The sequence below is a fragment of the Candidatus Eremiobacterota bacterium genome (assembly GCA_031082125.1).
GTDB lineage: Bacteria > Vulcanimicrobiota > CADAWZ01 > CADAWZ01 > Ess09-12 > Ess09-12.
This window is the reverse complement of sequence record JAVHLM010000009.1, coordinates 1-22,536: the sequence shown is the minus strand read 5'-3', so window position 1 is coordinate 22,536 and position 22,536 is coordinate 1. Positions and strand designations below refer to the sequence as shown.

Sequence of the window (22,536 nt, the reverse complement as noted above, 5' to 3'; positions counted from 1 at the left end):
CTCACCTCGCTGTGGCATGCCTTCTCTATCTTTCATGGATTCCCTTCCTGGCCGCCTCTTCTCCTTCCCTGCTGAACCTCTGTTGCCCTTATGGTCCTGTGAATGAAATTTTCGATATGGTGCCGGTCCCCGCCCCAGAGGGGACCTATCAGAAGGTCGGGGCGGGAATGGGAGTAGAGGCGCTGGATCACCAGGTCGTATCTCAGCTCTTCAATGAAATCGCAGAGAAAGGAGGCGTACTTCCCGAGGCTCCAGAGGGGAAAGGGATTTTTGTCATGCATTTCGGCGAGCACCGTACCCCTTACCACCTGGAGCTGGTGTATTTTGAGGAACGTGAGGGGGAGCCCCGAGATAATTGAAGCCGTTTCAAGCATCTGTGGCTCTGTCTCGCCGGGGATGCCGAGGATGATATGGGCACCAGTGGCAATGCTCCGCAATGAGGTGTTCCGCACGGCATCCTGGAATGCCTCGAGCGTATGGCCCCGTTTCATCCATAGGAGGCTTTCCTGATGGGGCGACTGGAGGCCGTACTCGACGGTGATAAAGGCCCGGCTGCCAAGTTCGGCGAGGAGATCAAGGACCGCGCCATCGACGCAATCAGGCCTTGTCCCGATGGAGATCCCCAGGCAGCCATCAACGGCGAGAGCCTCCTCGTAAAGAGCCTTGAGGTGTTTTACAGGTGCATAGGTGTTCGTATAGGGCTGGAAGTAGGCAATGAAGCCCCCGTAACGGCCCCTCCAGCTTCTCCTGGCGAGGGCCTCCCTTATCTGGAAGCTCACGGGCTTTGTGCTCCTGGAAAGTGAGGGGCTGAAGCTCTCATTGTTGCAGTAAATGCAGGGCTTTCCCCCGTCCCTGCCGGGGCAGCTGAATCCGGCGTCAATGCTGATACGGAAAACAGGGGCGCCGAAGCGCCTCCGCAGGTACACCGGGTAGGTGCGGTAATGCCGCTCAAGGGGATCAAGTTCAGCCATTCTTCAGCGTGATGCCCTCTATGACAGTGGCAAGCCGTTCGGTGGACTCAAGGGCCTGCTGGATGAGATCATAAATCTGCGACCACTGGAGGATATAGAGCACATCTTCCGGCGTCTTGCGGGAGCCTTCGTAGAGCTCGGCATAAGCGAGCCGAAGCAGCGTTTCAGCCTGCTTTTTCATCTCCTCGATGCGCTTCATGTTCTCATCAATGTCCTTGATCTTCTCAAGGCCGTCCATCAGGGATTTAATTTCCTTGATCATCCTGTTGAAGATCGAGATGATCTCCACCGAGGGGGCCGTGAGGGAAGGGAGGTTGAAAAGGCCTATCCTCACCGAGATGGCCTTGATTATGAAAGCCACCTCGTGGTGCCTGCGGTTGATAGAGTGGATGTCTTCGCGGTCCAGGGGGGTGATAAAGTTACGGTAAAGCTCCTTGTTGATCCTTCTCACCAGCGTGTGGCACTCGTTTTCAAGCCTGTTGATGGTGCTGCATTTCTCCTCGATATTCTCAAAGCTTGAGAAAAGCCCGTTAAGGGCCTCAGCGGCCTTCTCAACGAGGTCGCTCTCCTCCTTGAAGAGATCGAAGAACTTTACATTCTTGGGGAAAAGTTGAAGCTTCATATGGCAGTCCTCCCTGTCATCCTTTGCATGTCGGGTTGGATCCGGGACTTGCAAGGGCTTTCTCCTCGCTCTCGAAGATCTCAAAGAGATCGGCACAATCGGCTATATTGATGACTTTCATCACCGTGGGACCCACGTTGATGAGGATCAGGCGCCGGTTCTGCTCATTGAGGAGGCGTGATGCCGAGAAAAGGACCCTGAGGCCCATGCTGCTCAGGTAGTTTGATTCCTCGAAATCTATGATGATATTGGTTTTCCCTTTGGTGATGAGCTCGTTTATCTGCGTCTCAAACACCTCGGCTGAAACGGTGTCAAGCTTGTGCTTGAGCTTCAGTATGGTATAGTCTGGATTTATTGATGATTCCTTGATTATTGCTGTCATAAAAACACCTCCTGTGCGGTGAATCAATAGAACCTGGTGATCTTTCTGGGCTTTTCAATGATGAAGACCGACCCGTCGATGAGGCTCCCTTTCACATCCCTGTGCAGGATGAAGTTAAGATGGACTTCCACCTTTTTCTCCTTCCCGTTGAGGGTGCACTCCAGTGCCTCCCTGTCCGTCGCTCCCGGTCTTTCGATGGTGCGGTAGATGGCCTCCTTGCACGAATCATCGGGGAGCTGCCATATGAAGAGGCCCATGAGTTCCTCGGAACAGTTTCCCAGCATCGCCGCCGAGGCCTCGTTAGCATATATGATTTTGCCCTTCCTGTCAAACTCCATGAGGGCAAGGTGGGGGAGTGCCCTTATTTTATCTTTAAAGACCCTGAGGGTGTTGATTTCACGCTCGGTGCGCATTGATTCCGTGATGTCCATTATCACTTCCATCTTGGCGAATTTTTTCCCCGGCCATGAGATTATCTTGCTGATGCAGCGGTACCAGCGGTCATGGGCTGCCGATTTGAACTCCCAGGGCAGTGTCCCCGACTGGATGATCCCCCGTGAGATGAGGGCGTTATCGCAGTGTGAGCAAGGCGCCGAGTGGCCTTTGAGGAGCACCTCGAAACACTTCTTGTCAACGGGATTCTCGCCCAGAAGCTTGATGGCCTGGGTGTTTGCCGCCAGTATCGTGTAAGTCTCGGGATCGACTATATAGATCCCGAGGTCCAGGCAGTTGAAGATGCTGAAGAATTCGTCAACCTGGCGCTGCATCTGCCTGTTCAGGGTTCTCCACTCAGTGATGTCCCTCATGATCCTGAGGACCTTCCTCTCGCCGTCGCTGTCAACAAAGGGCATCATCATGAGGAAGTATTCCCTGCCCTCCTCGGTGGAGATCTCGGTGCTCATGAGGCTGTCGCTCTCGAGGACCTTTTTAAGGAGGCAGAATTCGCAGGGCGTTGACCGCTCGTAATAGAGCCTGAAGCAGGGCATATCCCTTGATGCTTCCTTCCCTTCGGCGGCGCGCCTGTTGTGAAAATGAACCCTGTAGCTTGAGTCAATGATGGCAATGGATTCGACATGGCGCTCCCCGAGAGTGTCAAAGATGCTTTTCATGCGCTCGTAGATTGTCCTGATGCGCTCCTCGCACTCGATTCTCTCTTTTTTCCTGAGCTTGATGTTGGCAATGACATGGGGGAACCGGGCGGGAAACTCCAGGAGCTCAGCCCTTGTCGCCAGGTTCACCCTCAGCTCTTCAAGCTCAGGCAGCATGGTTTTCATGTCCTCGCTGCCGTCCAGGATGAGGATTATTCCAAGGGCAGGGTAGTCTGTCCTTATCTTCCTGATGAAGTCACCAGGTATCCCGGTCCTGCCCCCCCCCTCGATGATGACCATGTCATAGCTCATGGCGGCAAGCTCCCGCAAAGCCTCATCGCTGTTCTCGAGGGAGGTGAGGTGGAGCGTGGGCTCAAGGGAGAGCTGCGCCGCGCAGTGCTCCCTGAGGGCGCTGTCCCCGATAACAAGCATCACATGAAGTGCTTTCGCCGTATTCATTTTGCTCCCTTGAGGGCATCAACCTTGATGAGTTTCTGCATTTCGGGCTCGAGCCTTATCTTCTTCTTGATCTTGATGAGCGTCGTCGTGTTGCCCTTTTCCTCGTCATACTGATAATTTATCTCGTCCATGAGCTGCCTGATGAGCAGCAGGCCGTACCCGCCTGCCTCCCTGCGCTTGGAGGGATAGTTGGATGCGGAATCGATGAATCTCGTAGGATCGAAGGGGACCCCCCGATCTTTCACCGTGATGGTGAGCTTGTCGCCCTCCACAAAGGACTCAATCTCGAAGTGGGTTACCTCCTTGCGGGGGAGCCCATATCTTATCACATTCACGCAGGTCTCCTCGGTGGAGATGAGGATGTCGTTGATCTCCTCCCTTGAGAACCCGGCGCTCTGGGCCAGCTTCTCTATATATTCAAGGATCTTTATCACCTCGCTCATCTCGTTAGAGACATTCATGCTGAAGGAGCGGAGCTTGGACCTGGCAAGCTTCGAGACATCGGCGCCCTCCTTCAGCCTCACCATGAGCATGCAGCGGTCATCCTGTATCTCGCTTCCCTCAGAGAAGTTGTCAAGCTTGTTCAGTATGAGGTTCAATATCTCCTTGATCTCAAGGTTCCTGTACTTCATGATGAGCTTCTCAAGGCGCTTCTCTCCGAACTCCTCCTCGTCGGCGTTGAGGGTCTCGGTGATGCCGTCGGTGTAAAGAATAAGGAGGTCGTCGTCCTGGATGGTGACCTCTTTCTGCTCATAGGTGGATTTTTCGATGACTCCCAGCGGAAGGCCCTTGGTCTTCAGGGGAATGCGCTCCCCGTCCTTCCTGATGAGAAGGCCGGAATTGTGGCCCGCCGAGACATACTTGAGGGTCTTTTTCTTCATGTCGGCTATGAGAAGAAGGAGCGTGACGAACATATCGATCCTTGTGGATTTTCGCACGAACTCGTTGGTTTTTTCACAGATCTTCTGGGGATCGTGGAAGAAATTGCTCACTGTCCAGAGGACGCTCCTCACGATGGCCATGAAGATGGCGGCGGGGTTCCCGTTCCCCGAGACATCGGCGATAAGGAAGAGGAACTTGTCCTCGTCGAGCTCGCGCCAGTCATAAAAATCGCCGCCCAGCTCCTTGGAGGGCACGAGCTTGGCGCGCATCTCGAAGAAGGGCGTGGCGATCTTCTTGATGGGGAGAATGGCCGACTGCAGGAACGATGCGAACTCAAGCTCCTTCTTCATCCTGTCCTTTTCGGCGATGCCGGTGAAGAGGTGGGCGCTGTGAAGGGCCATGGCCGCCGTGTTCGCCAGGGGCTCCAGCAGATCTATGTCGTCCTGCGTGAAGGGTATGGGGGTGCGCCTGCTGTTGATGAGCTCGAGGATCCCCATGAGGCCCTGCTTGTGCATGAGGGGAATACAGAGCATGTTGCGCGTCTTGAGCTTCATCTTCTTTTCGAACTCGTTGTTGAACCAGGGGACCTGCGAGGTGTCCTCGATGATGATGGACTTCCTGTTGCGCATGCAGTAACCTTTGACGCCGATGTTCACGCTGATCGATGAGCTTTTGACGGCGTTGCCTCCAGGGCTCTGGCAGGAGCTGCAGATGGCCATCTCGCGCTCGTTGTCATAGAGCCAGAAAGATCCCGCCTCGACATTCATCTCTTCGACGATCCTGGAGAGCACAATATCCAGGAGCAGGTTTATATTGAGGCTCGAGTTGAAAAGGCGCCCGATGGCATAGTAAAACTTATAGCGGTCTTCCATACGTTCCTCGTGCGCGCCGCCGGGATTATGGATTTCTCTGTGCATTCCCGGATCTTTCTGATTATACTGCCGCGGTGCCCTCTTGTCAATGAGGGGCCAGGGAGGAGAGAGAAGCACCTTTAATGAATAAGATTCCATCAAATGCCTGATGGGCAGGTTCCCCAGGGTGAAACGGCGTCCCCCGGGAAGGCGCCTCGAAGGAGAAGAGCGGTGCCCGTGAAAAAAGAAAATCTGAGGGAAATGCTTGAGAGACTGGACTTTCTTGAAGGAGTCCCGGGGAGAGTCCTCCTCAGCCTTGAGGAAAAGCTTATCAGGATAACATTTGACAAGGGAAGCTATGTCATCAGGGCAGGAAGCGCCGGCTCGGCTTTTTATATCCTCACCTCCGGGTCGGTGTCGGTCCTCAGGGAGGATGGGGAAGGCCGTGAGATAAAGGTCGCCACCCTCAGGGCCCCCAGCTATTTCGGCGAGATTGCTCACCTCGATGAGAGGGTCCGCATGGCTTCCGTAAGGGCCGAAGAAGATATCACGGCCTATCTGCTGAAAAAAGAGGACTATGAGCTCCTGGTGAGTCTGGATCCGAGAATCCGTGAGTCGCTGAGGAAGATCGCCGTGAGGAGAAAGGCGGAGTCAAAAAAGGCTTCGGAAAGGGCGACAGGGCTCACCGGCAGGGAGGACGCGGGAGCAAGGCAGGCCGGCATTCAAAGAAAAGAGCTCCCCGGCAGGGAAACCTCGCCGGCACCACCGGCAGGGGAAGGCTCGAAGGTCGGCGCGGCGCGGGGCCCATCGTCAGGACCGGCAAAAAAGCAGGACCACGTGAAGCAGGGCATTATAAGAAAGCTCTCGCTCCGCTCCCTGTGCCTTTTCACCCTTCAGTTCTCCACGATGTTCAACGCGGGCCTGGGGTATGTGGCTGCCCTCAAAGTGCTCAGCCAGACTTCCGATGCAAACCTGAACCGGATCTCCGATAAAATCTCGGCCTCCGTCCAGTCGGGCCACCGCCTATGGAGGGCGATGGAGCTCATCCCCGATGCCTTTTCTTCTTTTTATATCAATGTAGTGAGGCAGAATGAAGAGATGGGGAACCTCCCTGAGGGTATGAGAGCCATGGCGGAGTATCTGGCCAAGGAGGAAAGGAAAAGGTGCCATCTTGTGCAGGCACTTGTGTACCCGCTTATTGTGCTTGTCTCATCGATACTGATGGTGTCATTCCTGGTGTTCTATATTTTCCCGAAATTCATGCCTCTTTTCGCGGCTGAGGGGGCAGAGATCCCATGGGCTACCAGAGCCCTTCTGTCAATTACCTCCACGCCTCTCGTTTCAGTGTCCTTATCGCTGGTAATGGCGGCACTGGCGGCTCTTGTGCTCTCCTATTTATATGGCAACCCTGCGGGAAGAAGGAGAATAGTCGATCTTCTCTCAAGGCTCCCTGTCGTGGGTCACCTTATGTTAGCCTCGGCACTTGCGAGGCTCGCCAGGACTCTTGCAGTGATGCTGAGCGGGGGCGGGGGCCTTCTTTATGCGCTCGATACACTGAAAAAGACTCCCATGGGCTATTCAGAGATAGACCAAGCCATTGAGGGGATGGCCACCCTGCTCTCGGAGCACGGCTCGAGCCTCGAAGAGGCCCTGGGAAATTTTCCCGTGTTCCCTCGGTCTATGGTCTATATGGTGGCTGCAGGCGAGCACGTGGGGAACGTCTCGGTCTTTCTGAACAAGTTCGCGGATCTTGCCGAGATTGAGGTTGACACTGCCACGTCAAGCCTCCTCTCGGTAATTGAGCCTCTCATGCTTTTCGGTCTGGGGATCGTCGTGGGCTTCGTGGTCCTCGCGGCCTTTCTCCCTGTCTTCCAGCTCATCAAGAATATTTAGCGCCCCGGCTAGATTTCCTGGTTGGGAAGGTAGAACTTCGTGGTGAGGCGGTAGTCGCTCTCCTTGATCTTGGCGGTGGGATCGGTCACCCTGGCGGAGATCGATACCTCAAGGATTTTATCCTGAGGCATCGAAAAGAGAATCTCTCCGCCGTTTCCCAGGGAACACAGATTTCTCAGGGGAGTACCCTGCTGTGACCTTATGAGAGTCATACTGCCTTTGTTGTCAGGCTCCAGGGAAAGGGTCACCTCGGTGTCCCATTCGATACAGCCTGAAGCATTGACGTACATCTGGCCGTTCACATATTTCGGTGCTTTGTACTTCAGTTTTCCCGGCACGTCGCACTGGGTCACCTGCACATACTGGAGTTCCCTCTTGAGGTGCTCGGCGGTAAGCATCGCCATCCGGTAGGTGTCGCCATGGACCTGCGTCTTCTGGAAGGCATTGAATCCACCTTTCTGCATAAGGATGATAATAAGAAGAATTGCTGAGAAAAGGCCTACAACGACAAGCGTCTCCACGAGGCTGATGCCGCTCAATCCCGCTGCCCTGAGGCATCTGTTCCTGCCGCCTTTAGTTATACTTGTAGATATAGGTGAAGACCGAATATTCACGCTCCGCCCCTTCTTCTTCCCAGTATACGGTGACGGTGATTTTCTTGAGATCAGTGGCGCCTCCTTCAAGGGCGTCATGGACCTGGTATTGAAAGCCTTCCTGGCCGGGGACACCGGTTTTCGCCGTGGTGACGCTGGTGAGGAAGTCTTTCCTGAGGGTATCCTCGGTCTCGACCATTATGCGGTATGCGATGGTGCTTGCCGTGTGGCGCATCCTGCTGCCCCCGCCGGCCTTCATGGAATAGAGCTGGGCCCCCACAAGGCCAAGGGCTGCAATGGAGAGGATGGCAAGCGCCACCAGCAGCTCGGCAAGGGTGAAGCCCCCCGGAGAGCCGCTAAAGGTTCGAGATGACCACATAGACGCTTCTTCCCCCTTCGCCGGGCTTTCCTCCCCCGCAGATCTCACGGATTACCCGCTCGCGCTTCTTGCTGAGGTTTCCCTCCTTGTCCTCTTTTTCAAGATCACACCACTGGAATTTTTTCTGCGCTGAGTTGGCGGGATCTGCGAGGTATTTGAAGCGCTTGGCGAGCATGGGCCTCAGGATGCCGTAGGCATCGCCGGGCTTCGACGCGCTGTAGGAGCTTCCGTTGAAAGTCCTTATGGAGTCGGGGCGGTAGGCGACAGAGCTGAGCAGGTAGAGCAAGCCGTCCGAGTCCGTTGAGGTGGCCTTGAAGTTCAGATGGGCATTCAGGCCATTCCTGTCGTTATCAAGATCTTCGGGCTCCTCAGGGACCTCATTGTCTTCAGTATCATCTCCATCGTCCTCATCGATTTCTTCCCAGTTTTCCTGGTAGTAGTCGAATTTCACCGGCTCTATGGTGCTCCATTCCGTATTGTAAATCTCTTCTTCGGTTTTCTGCCCTGCCTCAAAGCAGTAAAGGGTATCGGGACCTGCTATGTTATAGCGGCCGTAAAGTGTTCCCTCGGGCGTGACTGAAAGAGCCTGGATATTGCCTGCGTAACGATCCGGAGGGGTATATTTCACAAAAGGCTCGTCGGGATTGTCGTTTTTATACCGGTAGTATTCTTTCGGCGCTGCGGGAAGGCACTGCCAATCTTTATCTATGCCCACCTGGGGGGGTGAGGCTCCCTGGGGAACCTCTTTGAAGCCATTGGGGAATCGGTACACCGTGTCGATGCCTTCCCTGTTATAGCGCGCATAGAGGTTGCCGTTCTTGTCAACGCAGAGGTTGGAGAGATTACAGGCGAAATTGTCGGGCTCCTTGAGGATGGGCCTGCCGTTTTCATTCACCCTGTTGAGGTAATGGCTGTTCGGTGCCGGGGGGAGATTCTCCCACGTGGGATTTTCAGGATCGTTGAGCTTTTCGAGGTCGAGGCGGTAGATGGTATCAGGGCCCCCCTTGTTCCAGCGGGCATAGAGGTACTTTTCACCGTCAGTGGCAAGATCGCCGAGCCACTGCACGGGCTTTGTCTCCTTGCAGGTGGGCTCGCCCTTGCTGTTGTAGTACACCTGGCTCGGAGGTTTTATGGACTCCCATCCCCGGGAGGGATTATAGCGGTAAAGGGCGTCGGGGCCGATCTTGGGCCATACCCCGTAAAGGTTGCCCTTGTTGTCGGCGCATAGATCCCTTATACGGGGAGCAATTTTATAGTTATAGTTCGAATCGGTGGGCTTGGCGCTCTCGTTTTTTATCTCCTTGGTGAAGTTGTTCTTCCAGTATACCCGGAGAGGAACGTCCTCCACCAGCTTCCACACTCCCCCACCCTCGCGGTAGTATACCGGGTCAGCGCCGGCGACGTTTCTCGTAGCATAGACCACCGGCATCGTCGTGTCCTTTTTCACGACGGCCACATAATCCTGCCATACCCTCTGGGGGCTCGCATAGTTCACTATGCCTCGGCCGTGGATATAAAGTATGCCGGGGACCGTGCTCTGGGTAATCCATGCCTGGATCCTGTCGGCTCCCTCATCGCGCTGGTAGACAGATGAGGGAGGATTATTTACGGGCCAAGAGCTCAATGAACTGCTTACCAGGTGGTCGGTGTCCCATGAGCTGCCGGTGTCACTTACCATCTCTTTCAGCGCGAGGTTGACGGCCCCCTTGGCAAGGCAGTAAGCCCTGGTTTTGAAATGGCTGTACCTGGTGAACAGGATGTTCTGGCGCACCATGGAGACAGTGACGACGACAAGGGCGAAAATGATGAGCACGAGAAAGATTGCCGTCATGAGGATAAGGCCTCGTGACGGCTTCAAGGGACAGCGTTTTTTCATAAGCCCCCCCTCAGGTTTTATGGATATATTATAGCAAAAAAGGGGGCAGACTCCAAGCCTGTCCCCTTTTTGCTATCACACCGGCCGCGCTAAGGTTTTTCACCCGGGGCGCCGTTCCCTTTCCTGTATACATCCTTTATCCTGTCAAAGACCAGATCGATGGAGCTCATCAGGGAGCCCTGTAGGGGGTTGTCGTTCCCTGAGAAGGATATCCTGGCGTCCTTGAAAATGCCCGAGAGGTTCTGTGTCAGCTGGGGAAGCATCTCCAGGGGCAGGATCTCCTTCTTGATCTCCATGAGGATCTTTTCCTTGTGAACCTCGTCATTCAGAGTGATCTCGTTCACCTTTGACTGGAGCTCCCTGAGCTCCAGCTCCTGGCGGGCTATCTCTTTCTGCTTCTCAATCTCGAAGAGCTTCAGCTCGCTTTCGATGGTGATTTTCTTCTCCTCGGAGAGCTTCCTGCTCTCGAGCTCCGATATCTTCAGGGCGGCGTCGGCGGCAATCTTCTTCTCCTCGTATTCGCGGCTTTTCTCAAGCTCCGCTATCTTGATGCTGTTGTCCGCCGTGATCCTCTTGTCGTCAAGCTCCCTTTTCTTCTCGAGCCTGTCCTTCTCGAGCTGCAGCGTCTGGCTCGCCATCTCGAGCTCCGAGTCCATCTGCGCTATGGTCACGGACTTGCTGGTCTCGATCTCGGAGAACTGCGCCGTTTTCCTTATCTTGTCGCGGGCCTCGGCCTGGAGCTGCGCGAGGAGCTTTTCATCGGGGCAGAAGACCTGGGCCACCTGGAGGACGTCCACCTTGATCCCCCATCCTTTTTTGTCGCCATGGCCTTCCACGATGGGGATCACGGCCTCCTTGAGATGCTCGGTGAGGGTTGTTTTCCTCTCGTTGATGCACTGGTCCATGGTCATTGCCGCCACGATGGCGCGGAGCTCGCCGAGGCAGATGTCGCCCAGCGCGCGGGCTATGGGATCGCGGCCAGGGATGAAATCGAAGAGCGATGCGGCAAGCTCCACATCGGTGATGCGGTAAATCACGATCCCCTTGAACCTCAGGGTGATGCCGTCCACGCTCTCCTGGTGCATCTGGAAGCAGTATTCCATGGTGGTGGTGGGCACAAAGACGAAACTGTCCCATGGATAAACCACAACGCTCGCCCCGTTGCCCATGTTCTGCATTTTCCCGTCCTTGATGATGATAAGGCACTCGCTGGGCTTGGCAGTAATCCTTCTGAAAAAGAACATGATTACAAGCCTCCTTTATGATGGATACGATGAGTCCCATTGTAGTTATTTTAGCACAGGCGGGGCAAATTATCTGTACTCCAGAATGTCTAGGTCTTTTGACATTCATTTGGTGAATTCTTGTGAAGTGTGGTTTTTATGGCTATGCCCCGCAGCAATGGAGGAAATATTCCTCACCAGCAAGAAAAATACCACAGACAGGGAGGCTTCAATGGCAACAAAAGGAAAAGGCAGGACATCCTGCAGTGACACCGGGGAGAAACTGGAGAGAACGGCGGAGATCCAGCGCGCCCTCAACGGCCTTCTTCTGCTTTCCCTCGAGGATATTCCCCTTGAAGAGCTCCTCTCGAAGGCGCTTGGCCTCATTCTTTCGTTGCCCTGGCTTATCGTGCAGTCAAAGGGAGGGGTATTTCTTGTTGATGAGGAGAGCGGCTCGCTGGTGATGAGAGCCTCAAGCGGCCTTGACGACCATGTAAAGGCCGCTTGCAGACAGGTGCCCCTGGGTCACTGCCACTGCGGCATCGCTGCAGTGAAAAATGAGATTCAGCAATCGTGCTCACTGGATGAGCGCCATTCGATCTGCTATAAGGATATAAAACCTCACGGCCACTGTTGCGTGCCGATCAGCCGCGGCACCACAATACTTGGCGTTATCTGCCTTTACCTTGATGAAGGCCACACCCATGATAAGGGGGAAGTTGACTTTCTCAGGGGGGCGGCCGACACTCTGGCCAACGTGGTCTGGAGAAAAAAGGCCGAGGAAGCCCTCAAGAGAGCCCATGATGAGCTTGAGGAGAAAATACGCCTCCGCACGCTTGAACTTGAGGAAAAAAACGAGGCTCTCAGGGAGTCAGAGGAAAAATTCAGGGAGCTTTTTCATAACGCCAATGACATGATGTTTCTTTACGGTCTCACCGACGAGGGCAGGGCCGACTTCTTCATCGAGGTGAACAGCGTGATCTGCAGGATGCTTGGGTATGGGAGGGAAGAGTTCCTCGCCATGTCCCCCGGCGACTTTCTTCCACGGGAAGAAGCTGATACATGCGTGGAATACAATATGAGCCTTATTGATAGAGGCCACGATACCTGTGAGACAGTCCAGATCACGAAAGACGGCAGGATGATACCCGTGGAGGTCAGCGCCCACCTCTTCAGGCTCCGGGGGAAAAAGGTGGTGCTCTCCATATCGCGCGACATCACCGAGCGCAAGGAATCAGAGCAGAAGCTCGAGAAGACCCGCGATGAGTTTGTTCATACCCTGGTCCATGACCTGAAGAGCCCCCTTACGGCCATATTAAGCTACCTGCGCCTTATCGTGGATCCCAGGTTCGGGGAGATCTGCGACAAGAAGCTTGAGTTTGCCGGCCTGGCCCGCGATTCAGGCGAGATACTTCTCTCGATGATCAATAACATCATTAATGACGCAAGGCTCGAGGCGGGACAGGTGACCTACCATCCCGAGGACTTTCCTCTTGACGGCCTTGTGGCCGATCTCAGGAAAGCCTTTGAAGGGATCGCGCTGCTTGGTAAGGTCAGCATGGAGTTCCGCTGCGGCGGGGGCCTGTGGGTTCATGCCGACAGGGACAAGGTGAGGGAGATCTTATTCAACCTGCTCTCAAATGCCCTGCGCTTCACCCCCGAAGGGGGGACTGTATCGGTCACGGCGCAGCTCGAGGGAGATAAGATTGCCTTCAGCGTCGAAGACACGGGAAGCGGCATTCCTGAAGCGGAGCAGCAGAAGATATTCGAGAAATACGGGCAGGCAAAAGGCGAGCGCCGCGGTTCGGGCCTCGGGCTTTACATAGTGAAGAGGTTCCTGGAAGGCCAAGGCTCGGACATTACCGTGAAGAGCGCTCCCGGCAGGGGAGCCGGTTTCTTCTTCAGCCTCGATAAAGGCTCGCCTCCCCTTGAGAGCGACAAAAAAAAGAGCTTCATTCTTGTTGCGGGAGCCGATGATCGTGCAGCTTCACTTTTGTCACTGGCTCTTCCTGAAGACAGCTACACCATAGCCCGCGTGAAATCAGGCAAGGAGGTCATCGGGAAAGTGCTCTCCTCGAAGCCTGAGTGTATCATACTCTATGAGAGGCTTCCCGATATGGAAGTGCTCAAGCTGCGCTCTGTGCTCAAAACGGTCCATGAGGCTCTGGGAATCCCCGTGATTCTCATCTCGTCCCACTTGCTCCCCGAATGGGAAGGACAGTTTGACGCCATTATCCCCATGCCCCTCAACACCCACCTGCTGAGGGAGCAAGTGGAAAAAGCGCTCGGGATCAGTGGGCGCCATACTCCCTGAGCATTGCCTCCATGTCGGCAAAGCCCCTTGAGACCGCCAGTTCGAGGGCCGTCTGGTGGTTCTCGTCGCGGCAGGTCATGTCGGCTCCCTTTTCAATGAGGAGCATCGCAGTCTTCACCTTGTTTTTCAGTTGGTGAGGCTGGCTTTCAGGGGGAACATTTGTACGATAGTCCGTCCTGAGGGAAGCGGCAAAGTGGAGGGGCGTCATGAGGTGGCAGTCCGTGGCGTTCACGTCGGCCCCCTTCTCTACGAGGAGTGCCGCGACTTCATAGTTGCCCTGCAGAGAGGCCAGGTGAAGGGGCGAAGTCCCGTCAATATCCTTCTCGTTGGCATTGGCCCCCGCAAGGAGCAGGAGCCTTGCCGTCACAAGATCGCCCCTGTGGGCTGCATGGTGGAGCGATGAGCCCCACTGAGGCTTGAGCCAGTGGAGAAAGACCAGGATGGCGGCAAGGCCTGCGACGACGAGGAGCACCTTGAGGACCAGGGGGAGCTCCATGACCCTTTCGTGGAGCCGGGCAAGGCAGCAGAGAAAGATCCAGAGAGGATCGGTGAGGGAGCGGGGAGAAAGGGCCGCCGCCCGGTGAAAAACGTTGTCAAGGTGATAGGCGGCAAGGCAGGTGCAGCCGGTGAGCAGAAGCAGGAGCGCATGCTTTGTTTTCATATGAGTTTCCCCCAGTCTGGTGTTAAAATTACAGCACCTGTGCGAAGAGGCCCTGAAGCCTCTCGCCAGGCGTGCGGTGCGCCTCGTAATCATATATGATAAGGCCGCAGCGGCTCTCCATGATGAAGGCGCTCCCGTCATCATGGGAAGGACCGGCTCCCGGGGGCCAGAGCTCCCCGAGGGGCCCTCCCGGCCCTCCGTCAATCTGTTCCAGCGGTGACCTGTCCTGAAGCTCCTTGAGCCTCTCCAGGTCAGAGCGGGCGGCAGCGGGAGCCTTTTCACCTGCTGTTCCACTGTATTCAAGCGCAGTTTTTGCCCATTCGATGGCTGCCCAGCGGGCGTTATCGTTAATCCACCTCTGATCCTCGGGATGAAGGGTCATCCAGGCGGCCATGACCGCTGCAAGCTCTCCACGGGCGCACCAGTATGCGCTGTCAGCCACTCTCAGTGCCGCATGGGCCGGCCAGTGCTCATGAGAGCTTTTCTGTACCGCAAGCCATGCTTTTTCAACCTCCCGGACCTCTTCACAGGGAGATAGATAACGGCCGCCCATCCTGTGCCTTTCACTCATTCTGAAAGCAACATCCTGGGCCATTATCGCGTTGCGGAGCCTCCTTATGTATTCATCATGGGCCTTGTAACGCTTCCATCCCTCATCGCCGCCATAAGAGCCTTTCGCATAAGTCAGGGCGAAGGCAATCGAGCAGCGCACATAGCAGTTCCTCGCGGCGCCGCCAAGGATGGCGAGAGGAGCCACCCTGGCCGCCATCCGGGCCGAAAGCGCTGCAAGCGCAGCGGGAGGGAATTTTTCGAGCCTCTCTGTCTCTTCCATAGGTGATGTCCCTTCTTCCCCTTTTTCCATGGATCCTCAGATCCCGCTATGTCCGCGGGTACTTTTCATGCCTGACCGGGATATGCCGTTCTTACATTCTGTCTTTCCGCTTCCTTCTCCTCTCGGCTTTCTTCCAGCTCCCCGCCTTGGGAGTCTTCCGATCCTGCTGGCAATCTCGGCCCTTACCGCCTCTCCGGACACTCATTCAACAGTCTCACTCTCTTTCACCTGATTATGCTCGGCGGTCTCATCACCGCTGATTTCCCTCTCCATCCGAAATATGAAGGCATTTCCCTTTTCCCGGGCCTCGGCCCAGATCCTCCCGCCATGCTTTTCGATGATTTCCCTGGCAATGAAAAGGCCAAGGCCTGCTCCCCTGACGCCTCCTGTCTCATCTGCCGAAAGGCGCGAGAACTTCCTGAAAAGCTTCTCCTTTTCCTCGCCGGTGAGGGACCTGCTGTCATTGTAAAGCTCAATGGTGGCAAAAGAGCCTTCAGCTCTCCCTGAAAGGATTATTCTCCCACCGGGCGGGCAGTAATTGAGGGCATTTCCGGCGAGGTTATTAGCCATGACGAGGAGGAGATCAGGATCTGCCAGGACCTTGATATTCTTGCCAAGGTTATTTATGATTTTAATGTTCTTCTCAGCGGCGGCCTTTGCAATCACCTCAAGGGCACCATGAAAGATTTCCTCATTGAGGAGCACCGCGCGTTTTGAGAGAACCGCTTCGTCCTTTTCAAGACGGCTCAGACTCAGGAAATTGTTCACTGTTGCATTGAGATAGTCGAGTTCCCCTGCAACGGCGTCAAGAGCAATGCGCTGCCTTGAATCTATGACGCCAATTATGCCATCTCGCACCGAGGAGGTATTCATCATCATCGAGGAGATGATGCCCTTGAGTTCACGGGACAGGAAGCTCATAAGGCCAAGGTAGCTGCTGTTGAGAGCCTCAAGCCTGCTTTTGGCGTCTTCCAGCTTTGAAGTGGCCGTCTCCAGTTTTTCATTGGCATTCTGCAGCTTCTCATCGGTGATCTCCAGCTTCAGGCTCGTTTTTTCCAGCTTTTCATTGGCGGTGATGAGGCTCTTCTCCCTCTCCTGTATGGCTGTGGCCATCGAGTTGAAGGAGCTCGCCAGCGCGTCAAGCTCCTTCACGGCAGTTTTTTCCTCCACGCGGCAGTCAAGGCTGCCGTGTGAAAGATCCTCGATGCCGCCAAGGACCTTCAGGATGGGGCCGGCGATAGTCTCCACCAGCAGGAAGGCGATAATGAGGGCAATGATTATCACGACCAGGAGGCCTGCAGAGAGGCTCAGGAAGATATTCCACTCCATCTTCCTGAAAGGCTTCTCCATGGTTCCCACGTAGAGCATGCCGATTATCTCGCCGTCGATGTTCTTTATAGGCTCATAGGCCGTGAGGTACCGGTCGGTGACGACAAAGGCCCTGTCCAGGCACATGGCCCCCTGGCGGATCACCTTTTCATAAGCTCTGGAAGGTGCCCTGGTACCCACTGCGCGCTTCCCGCTGTCGTCCAGCACGTTAGTGGCGACGCGCACGTCATCAATGAATATGGTCACGATGTCCGTGGTCTTCTGATCGGCCCTCCTGTCTTCAAAGACCGTGTCGTGAATCCTGTCCACGAGGGTGAAGTTCCTGTTGAGGATCTCCCCTCCCGCAAGGATTCCTATATAGTTGCCGTTCCAATCGAAAAAGGGGCGGGCATACTCAAGCGCCATGGCTCTTTTCAGCACTTTCTCCTTCGAGGGGCGCGACTGCGGCGTGTCGATGATCTCCATCTCGGAGCGCTCGCAGAGGCTCTGTCCGAGGGACTTCAGCTCCTCTTCGCCTATGATCCTCGTGCCCAGCGACTCCCTGCGGGTCTGTTCCGCTTTCTTGACTATCCTGCTTTTCGTAGAGTCCCCCTCCCTGACCAGCACAAGATAGTCAAGTCCCTCCCTTCCGCGGAACTCTCCGAGATCGTCTCCGGCTTTCGCGAGGGAGACTACGGACCGTATCCTGAAAAGCTCCTGGTCAAAGACGAACTGCGCCATCCTGAGGTCGCTCTGGAGCTGTTTCTTGGCCCTGTCGAGGACATAGTACCTTACGATGAAATGGTTCATCGCGGTCTTGATGATTCCCAGGGAGGCAATCAAGGCCACGAATGCGATAATGATATGGGTTTTTATGCTTCTTGCGGGTTTCATGGTCAGAATTACATGATTATTTCAAAAAACAGGGCTGGGTGTATGCTTTTTCGCCGCTCTCGGGCTCCATCGTCTCCTTGATATTGATGGCATTGACATGGAGGTGTTTTTTTTCGAATTTCGCCGTCACTTCCTCGCCGGGAATGACAATGAAGGACCTGGAGTTGAGACCCTTATAAGAGGTGACCTTGTTGTGGTCGGTAATGACGCGGAAATTATAGCTGTTATGCCTGTACCAGAAAGTGGTGACATCAGGCGGCGAGTCGCCGTCTGACTCGTTGGTATGGCAGTGCGTCATGCCTTTGTACCATGACGTTTCACCGGCACAGACAGGAAGGCTGGCGAGGAAGAGAGTGATGAGAACGGCCATAAGGATTTTTTGCATCGGCTTGCACCTCCCGGGTTTCTTACAGATTAGAGGGCGCCGCCCTGTTTTCCTCCACAGGGGAATACCTCGAGAGGAGGAAAAGGAAAAGGGAAGAATGTCTCTTCACATGCCATTGGCATGCTTTGAAAACCAGGGGTGCCCACTATGAATGAAGCCCTTTTTCTCTTCCTGATGATAGTGATTCTTGCACTCGTTTTTGATTACATAAACGGGTTTCATGATACGGCAAATGCCATTGCTACAGTTATCTCTACCCGTGTGCTCTCGCCTCGGGCAGCGGTTTTCATGGCAGCGGTCCTTAATTTTGCGGGCGCCCTCATGGGCACCGAAGTGGCAAAAACCATAGGGGCAGGCATAGTGAATGTGAAGATTGTCGAGGGATGCCAGGCCCTCGTTCTTGCGGCGCTTGTCGGCGCCATTATATGGAACCTCATCACGTGGTATTTGGGGCTCCCGAGCAGCTCGTCCCATGCCCTCATCGGCGGCCTTATAGGGGCCGCCATTGCATACCGCGGTGTCAGAACCCTCAACGTGGCATCCATCATGGAGAAGGTTGTCCTGCCTCTGGTAATGTCGCCTTTTGCAGGCTTTACCGCCGGCTTTCTCTTCATGCTGGCCCTTTCATGGATCTTCTGCAAGTCCCACCCCCACACGGTGAGGAGAGTCTTCGGGAAGCTGCAGCTTGTCTCGTCGGCTTTCATGGCCCTCTCCCATGGCACTAACGATGCCCAGAAATCCATGGGCATCATCACCCTCGCCCTCTTTCTTTTCGGCTATATCCCCACCGTGGAGGTGCCTCTCTGGGTCAAGCTAGCCTGTGCCTGCGCAATGGCTATGGGCACTTCATCGGGAGGGTGGCGCATCATCAAAACGATGGGCCACAAGATCTTCAAGCTCGAGACAATCCATGGCTTTGCCGCCGAGACCTCCGCCGCGCTTGTCATCACGACGGCCACCCATTTCGGCGCGCCTATCAGCACCACCCACGTAATCTCCTCGAGCATCCTGGGCGTAGGTGCCACAAAACGTCTGAGTGCCGTGAAATGGGGGATAGCGGGGAACATAGTGGTCGCCTGGATCCTCACTATCCCGGCATCGGCCCTGATCTCGGCCCTTATCTTCTGGCTTGTCGATCTGATTGGCCTCTGCTGAAAAAAAAGGCAGGCCCCGGTCTTTTACACCGGCACTTCCACCTTGCCTGCCAGCACTCTCCCTGCCTCTTTCGCCTCTTCCATGAGCTCCGTCTTCTTCTCGAGATCTCCCTTGTTCATTACCCCTGCGGCGGCGAAGTAAGGCATCGGCTGGTAACTCAGGAAGCCGAACATCTCGTTGGTATACTTGAAGTAAGCGCTGAACATGTGGTGATCAGGCTGGGCCTGCGCGTAAGCCATCAGCACCTTCATCGAGGGTTTCAGCCTTGAGGTGAAGTCAGGCCTCATGAAGGCCACGAGGCGGTCAAAGAATATCTTGGCGATTCCCGACATCTGGCCCATGTAAACGGGCGTCGCGATGGTGAAGGCATCGCATTCCCTGATGGCCTTGTAGAAGATCTGCATGTCGTCCTTGAGGCGGCACTCGCCGTCATGCTGGGCGCAGTAATAGCAGGCCTGGCACTGGCCGTACTTGTGATCGTTGAGATAGAAAATCTCAGTCTCAGCTCCCTGCTCGTGTGCGCCTTCCAGTATCTGGCGGAGCAGGGCATCGGTATTAGATCCTTTGCGGGGGCTTGCCATAAAGCCGATTACTTTCATCTCATCTCCTCCTTGTGCTCTCTTTTTTCCTGTGACTCCTTTTGAGAAAGGAGCGTATCACTGATAAAAAATTACAGAGCGGGCGGCAAATATCCTTTTCCTCTTTAATGACAGGCGGTAAATGGCCTGGGGGTACCGGAAAAATTTCTTGTCATGAAGGCATATTTTTGATACAATGGCAGGGGACAGAGAGCGCAGTCACCCACTCCTTCAGAAGACAGGGGGATGCATATGGACACCGGAAAAATTGGCGACAGCAAAGGTTTTGCTCATTTCCAGAAGCTTGGCGAGGAGAGGCCGGCCGCTGCCGAAGGCCTCCAGGCCGGCCAGGCCCGCGACAAGGTGGACCTGGGCCATAAGGCAGGGGAGGCACCGACACCACCGGGAGCCGGCAAGGAGGGGCAAATCTCCGATACCTTCTCGCGGCAGCCTTCTTTAAAGGATTTTGAGGCTCCTGCGCTTCCCCCCGGTGACAAAGAATCTCCCCGGCCTGCCCAGCCCGATACTGTCACAGCCCCAGGAGAGAAAAGCGTGACAGAAGTGACGGTGCCGCAGGATAAAAAGCCTGCCGACATCAGCCAGACCCCGGCGCTGAAAGAATCAGGCGACACCATGACCGTCTCTGTAGGTGCCGATAACACCATCATCGCACCGCAAACGCCTTCCGTCGCGACGCCGGTGAAGATCAGGCTGGAAGACAGCTCGGCCCTTTTCGGGAAAATGGCGAAAGACCCCAGCCTCTCAACAGACTTTTTCCGCTCACAGGTTGAATCGATGAAGACAAAGGAGGGCAGGGATTCCGTGAAAGCCCTCTATGATCAGGTTTCCCAGGATCCCAAGGCCTCGCAGCTTTTTCTGGAGATGCAGCTCGGCGTGCTGAAGACCGGGGGAGGCCCGCAGGTGATCTCGGCGCTCTTCCGTGAGGCCTCCCAGGACGGCGGGCTTGCAGGGAGCCTCCTGGAGCAGCATCTCTCGTCTTCCATGACTGACGGGGGGAAAAAGGCCCTTGGTGAGTTCATGGGTGAGGTGGCAAAGAATCCCTCCCTTGCCGCAGAGCTTTTACAGGTCCACAGTGCAGCGCTTGGAGGGGAAGCAGAGAAAGCAGTGGCACCCGATGGGCAGAAGGCAGCGGCGGCAGAAGGCGAGAAGGCCGCGGCACCTGGCGCTGCAAAACCGGCTGCCGACGGGGGAAAGCTGCTGCTGACTGATATGTATCTGGAGGCATCAAAAGATCCCGCCCTTTCAAAAAGCCTTCTCCAGGCGCAGCTCGCGGCCCTCAAGACCGATGAGGGTAAGAAAGCTGTCGCCGGGCTCCTCGCAAAAGCGGCAGAGGACCCCACTCTTGCAGGGGCTCTCACCGGCACCCTGAGAAGGGCCGCCTCTTCAGAGGAGGGAAGGAAGCTTCTCACTGAATTTTATGGGGCTCTCGGAGGGCGGAAGAACGAGTCCCTCTCGGCTGCCTATATGAAGCTCCAGGCGAGCTCCCTCGCGACAGAAGCGGGCAGGAGCGATGTGGCGGCCCTCCTGCAGGAGAGCGCAAAAGATCACGACCTCTCCACCATGCTCCTGAAGGTCCAGGGCTCCGCCGCGCGAAGCGATGAAGGAAAAGCGGCTCTCAAGGAATTCCTCGTGGCGTCGTCAAAAGATACCGGCCTCTCGTCTGCCCTGGTGAAAGCGCAGGCCGAGGCGACGAAGACTCCCCTCTTCGGCCCTGACGCTGAGCGCCCGGGGAAAAAGGACACGAGGGGCGTGGGTGCTTTCTCCGGTCTCGTCTACCATGCGTCAAAGGACAGCGAGCTCTCGTCCCAGCTGCTGGCCGTCCAGGCAAAGGCCCAGGAGACGGCCGACGGTCATCAGGCCCTTGAAGATCTCCTCACTAATTCCTCTAACTATACCGGCGTCTCGAAGAACATCCTGAAGACCAGCACTGCCGCCATGCAGAGCGAAGGGGGCAAAGGGAGCATCGGCGCCGTGCTGGACGGTGTCTCGAAAGGCATGGGCTCAGCCCTGTCCTGGCTCGGGATCAAGTCAAGCGCGATGAAGTCAAAAACCGGGCAGGAGGTCGTGAGCAAGTACAATACCGAAGTGAGCCAGCACCCTGAGCTTGCCGCCAAGGAGATGGAGGCCTGGAGCACCGCCCTCAAGAGCAAGCTTGGCGTGGAGAAACAGGCCGAGCTCAACAAGCAGATGGCGAAAGCTCCTGATGTGGCTTCATCGAGTCTGAAGGTAAAGGCTTCGGCCATGGAGACCCCCCAGGGCACCCAGGCTCTCAAGGAGTTCAACAACCTCACCAGCCAGCGCCCGGAGCTGGCGGCATCGGAGATCAGGGTACGCGAAAGCGCGCTGAAATCCCAGGAATCTCCCGAGGCCGGGAAACAATACCTTGCCTCGGCAGCCAGGAACGCCGACGTGGCCGCATCGGAGGTGAGGATAAGGGAGAGCGCCCTCAAGAGCTTTGACGACTCTTTCGCGATGAAGGACTATATCGCTGCCGCCGGCAAGAATCCCGAGGTGGCCGCGCATGAAATAAAAGTGAGGACAAGCGCCATCATCTCCCAGGAAGATCCCGGTGCCCTGAAGCAGTACCTCACCGCCGCCGGCAAGAATCCCAACGTGGCGGCAAAAGAGGTGGTGCTTGAGCAGAGCGCCCTGAAATCCAGGGAAGCTCCCGGCGCGGTGAAAGAGCTCTATGTCGAAATGAAGAAGGACAGCGACCTCTCTGCGGCCCACGTGAGCCTGGAGAAGGGATCCCTCAAGAGCTATGAGGATCCCGGGGCCCTGAAGAATCTTTACCTCGAGATGAGGGGCGACAGCGAAGTGTCGGCAGCCCACGTGCGGGTGGAGCAGAGCGCCTTAAAATCCAGGGAGGCTCCCGGCGCGGTAAAAGAGCTCTATGCCGAGATGAAGAAGGACAGCGAAGTGTCGGCAGCCCACGTGCGGGTGGAGCAGAGCTCGATGAAGTCCACCGAGGATGCCGGGGCCCTCAAGGAATTCTACAATGACCTGAAGAAGGACAGCAACCTCTCTGCATCCCACGTGCGGGTGGAGCAGAGCTCGATGAAGTCCACCGAGGATGCCGGGGCCCTCAAGGAATTCTACAATGACCTGAAGAAGGACAGCAACCTCTCTGCATCCCACGTGCGGGTGGAGCAGAGCTCGATGAAGTCCA

General features: G+C 55.7%; 18 protein-coding genes. 4 read left to right on the top strand and 14 right to left on the bottom strand.

Translation table 11 applies throughout. From position 1 onward, the window contains the following. Positions 1–32 precede the first annotated feature (32 nt). From RDV48_11955 to RDV48_11935, 5 genes are read right to left on the bottom strand one after another with little or no spacing between them, the layout of a single operon-like run. Entirely contained in the window at positions 33–971 is a 939-nt protein-coding gene (locus RDV48_11955) for a TIGR01212 family radical SAM protein (protein MDQ7823502.1), read from the bottom strand. Then, positions 964–1,593, bottom strand: coding sequence for a DUF47 family protein (locus RDV48_11950; protein ID MDQ7823501.1), 630 nt, complete (start codon positions 1,591–1,593; stop codon positions 964–966). The genes RDV48_11955 and RDV48_11950 overlap by 8 nt, the downstream gene beginning before the upstream one ends. Before the next feature lie 16 nt (positions 1,594–1,609). Then, positions 1,610–1,975, bottom strand: coding sequence for an STAS domain-containing protein (locus RDV48_11945; GenBank protein ID MDQ7823500.1), 366 nt, complete (start codon positions 1,973–1,975; stop codon positions 1,610–1,612). A gap of 23 nt (positions 1,976–1,998) precedes the next feature. After that, on the bottom strand, positions 1,999–3,522 hold the full coding sequence (locus tag RDV48_11940; GenBank protein ID MDQ7823499.1) for a PAS domain-containing protein: 1,524 nt from the start codon (positions 3,520–3,522) through the stop codon (positions 1,999–2,001). Beyond that, positions 3,519–5,321, bottom strand: a complete 1,803-nt coding sequence (locus RDV48_11935; protein MDQ7823498.1) for a SpoIIE family protein phosphatase — start codon at positions 5,319–5,321, stop codon at positions 3,519–3,521. The genes RDV48_11940 and RDV48_11935 overlap by 4 nt, the downstream gene beginning before the upstream one ends. Positions 5,322–5,492: 171 nt before the next feature. Between RDV48_11935 and RDV48_11930 the strand changes: the two genes are divergently transcribed. Beyond that, entirely contained in the window at positions 5,493–7,148 is a 1,656-nt protein-coding gene (locus RDV48_11930; protein ID MDQ7823497.1) for a type II secretion system F family protein, read from the top strand. An 8-nt stretch (positions 7,149–7,156) separates the two neighbouring features. Here the strand turns inward: RDV48_11930 and RDV48_11925 are convergent, their stop codons facing one another. The 4 genes from RDV48_11925 to RDV48_11910 form a co-directional block, all read right to left on the bottom strand. Further along, complete coding sequence (locus RDV48_11925; protein ID MDQ7823496.1) at positions 7,157–7,687, bottom strand: hypothetical protein; 531 nt, start codon at positions 7,685–7,687, stop codon at positions 7,157–7,159. Positions 7,688–7,721: 34 nt separating this feature from the next. Then, positions 7,722–8,120 carry a prepilin-type N-terminal cleavage/methylation domain-containing protein gene (locus RDV48_11920; GenBank protein MDQ7823495.1) on the bottom strand — a complete coding sequence of 133 codons (399 nt, stop codon included), beginning with the start codon at positions 8,118–8,120 and terminating at the stop codon, positions 7,722–7,724. Next, a complete protein-coding gene (locus RDV48_11915; protein ID MDQ7823494.1) occupies positions 8,098–9,996 on the bottom strand; it encodes a hypothetical protein in 1,899 nt (632 codons plus the stop codon). The genes RDV48_11920 and RDV48_11915 overlap by 23 nt, the downstream gene beginning before the upstream one ends. A gap of 89 nt (positions 9,997–10,085) precedes the next feature. Next, a complete protein-coding gene (locus RDV48_11910; protein MDQ7823493.1) occupies positions 10,086–11,240 on the bottom strand; it encodes an SPFH domain-containing protein in 1,155 nt (384 codons plus the stop codon). Positions 11,241–11,451: 211 nt separating this feature from the next. Between RDV48_11910 and RDV48_11905 the strand changes: the two genes are divergently transcribed. Further along, on the top strand, positions 11,452–13,533 hold the full coding sequence (locus RDV48_11905) for an ATP-binding protein (protein ID MDQ7823492.1): 2,082 nt from the start codon (positions 11,452–11,454) through the stop codon (positions 13,531–13,533). On the opposite strand, the gene RDV48_11900 is transcribed toward RDV48_11905, so the two are convergent. The 4 genes from RDV48_11900 to RDV48_11885 all read right to left on the bottom strand — a co-directional run bounded on the left by RDV48_11900 (position 13,511) and on the right by RDV48_11885 (position 17,613). Then, positions 13,511–14,194 carry an ankyrin repeat domain-containing protein gene (locus tag RDV48_11900; GenBank protein ID MDQ7823491.1) on the bottom strand — a complete coding sequence of 228 codons (684 nt, stop codon included), beginning with the start codon at positions 14,192–14,194 and terminating at the stop codon, positions 13,511–13,513. The genes RDV48_11905 and RDV48_11900 overlap by 23 nt on opposite strands. Positions 14,195–14,222: 28 nt before the next feature. Next, complete coding sequence (locus RDV48_11895; GenBank protein MDQ7823490.1) at positions 14,223–15,026, bottom strand: hypothetical protein; 804 nt, start codon at positions 15,024–15,026, stop codon at positions 14,223–14,225. 201 nt (positions 15,027–15,227) lie between these two features. Then, positions 15,228–17,228 (bottom strand): cache domain-containing protein, encoded by a 2,001-nt coding sequence (locus RDV48_11890; GenBank protein ID MDQ7823489.1) that lies wholly within the window; start codon positions 17,226–17,228, stop codon positions 15,228–15,230. Between the two features lie 16 nt (positions 17,229–17,244). Further along, a complete protein-coding gene (locus RDV48_11885; GenBank protein MDQ7823488.1) occupies positions 17,245–17,613 on the bottom strand; it encodes a hypothetical protein in 369 nt (122 codons plus the stop codon). Positions 17,614–17,760: 147 nt separating this feature from the next. Between RDV48_11885 and RDV48_11880 the strand changes: the two genes are divergently transcribed. Continuing rightward, positions 17,761–18,768: an inorganic phosphate transporter gene (locus RDV48_11880; protein MDQ7823487.1), complete on the top strand. Its 1,008-nt coding sequence runs from the start codon at positions 17,761–17,763 to the stop codon at positions 18,766–18,768. Between the two features lie 23 nt (positions 18,769–18,791). Here the strand turns inward: RDV48_11880 and RDV48_11875 are convergent, their stop codons facing one another. Then, on the bottom strand, positions 18,792–19,367 hold the full coding sequence (locus tag RDV48_11875) for a flavodoxin family protein (protein ID MDQ7823486.1): 576 nt from the start codon (positions 19,365–19,367) through the stop codon (positions 18,792–18,794). A gap of 231 nt (positions 19,368–19,598) precedes the next feature. Here RDV48_11875 and RDV48_11870 point away from each other — a divergent pair. Further along, a partial coding sequence (locus RDV48_11870; GenBank protein MDQ7823485.1) for a hypothetical protein occupies positions 19,599–22,536 on the top strand: 2,938 nt, incomplete at its 3' end.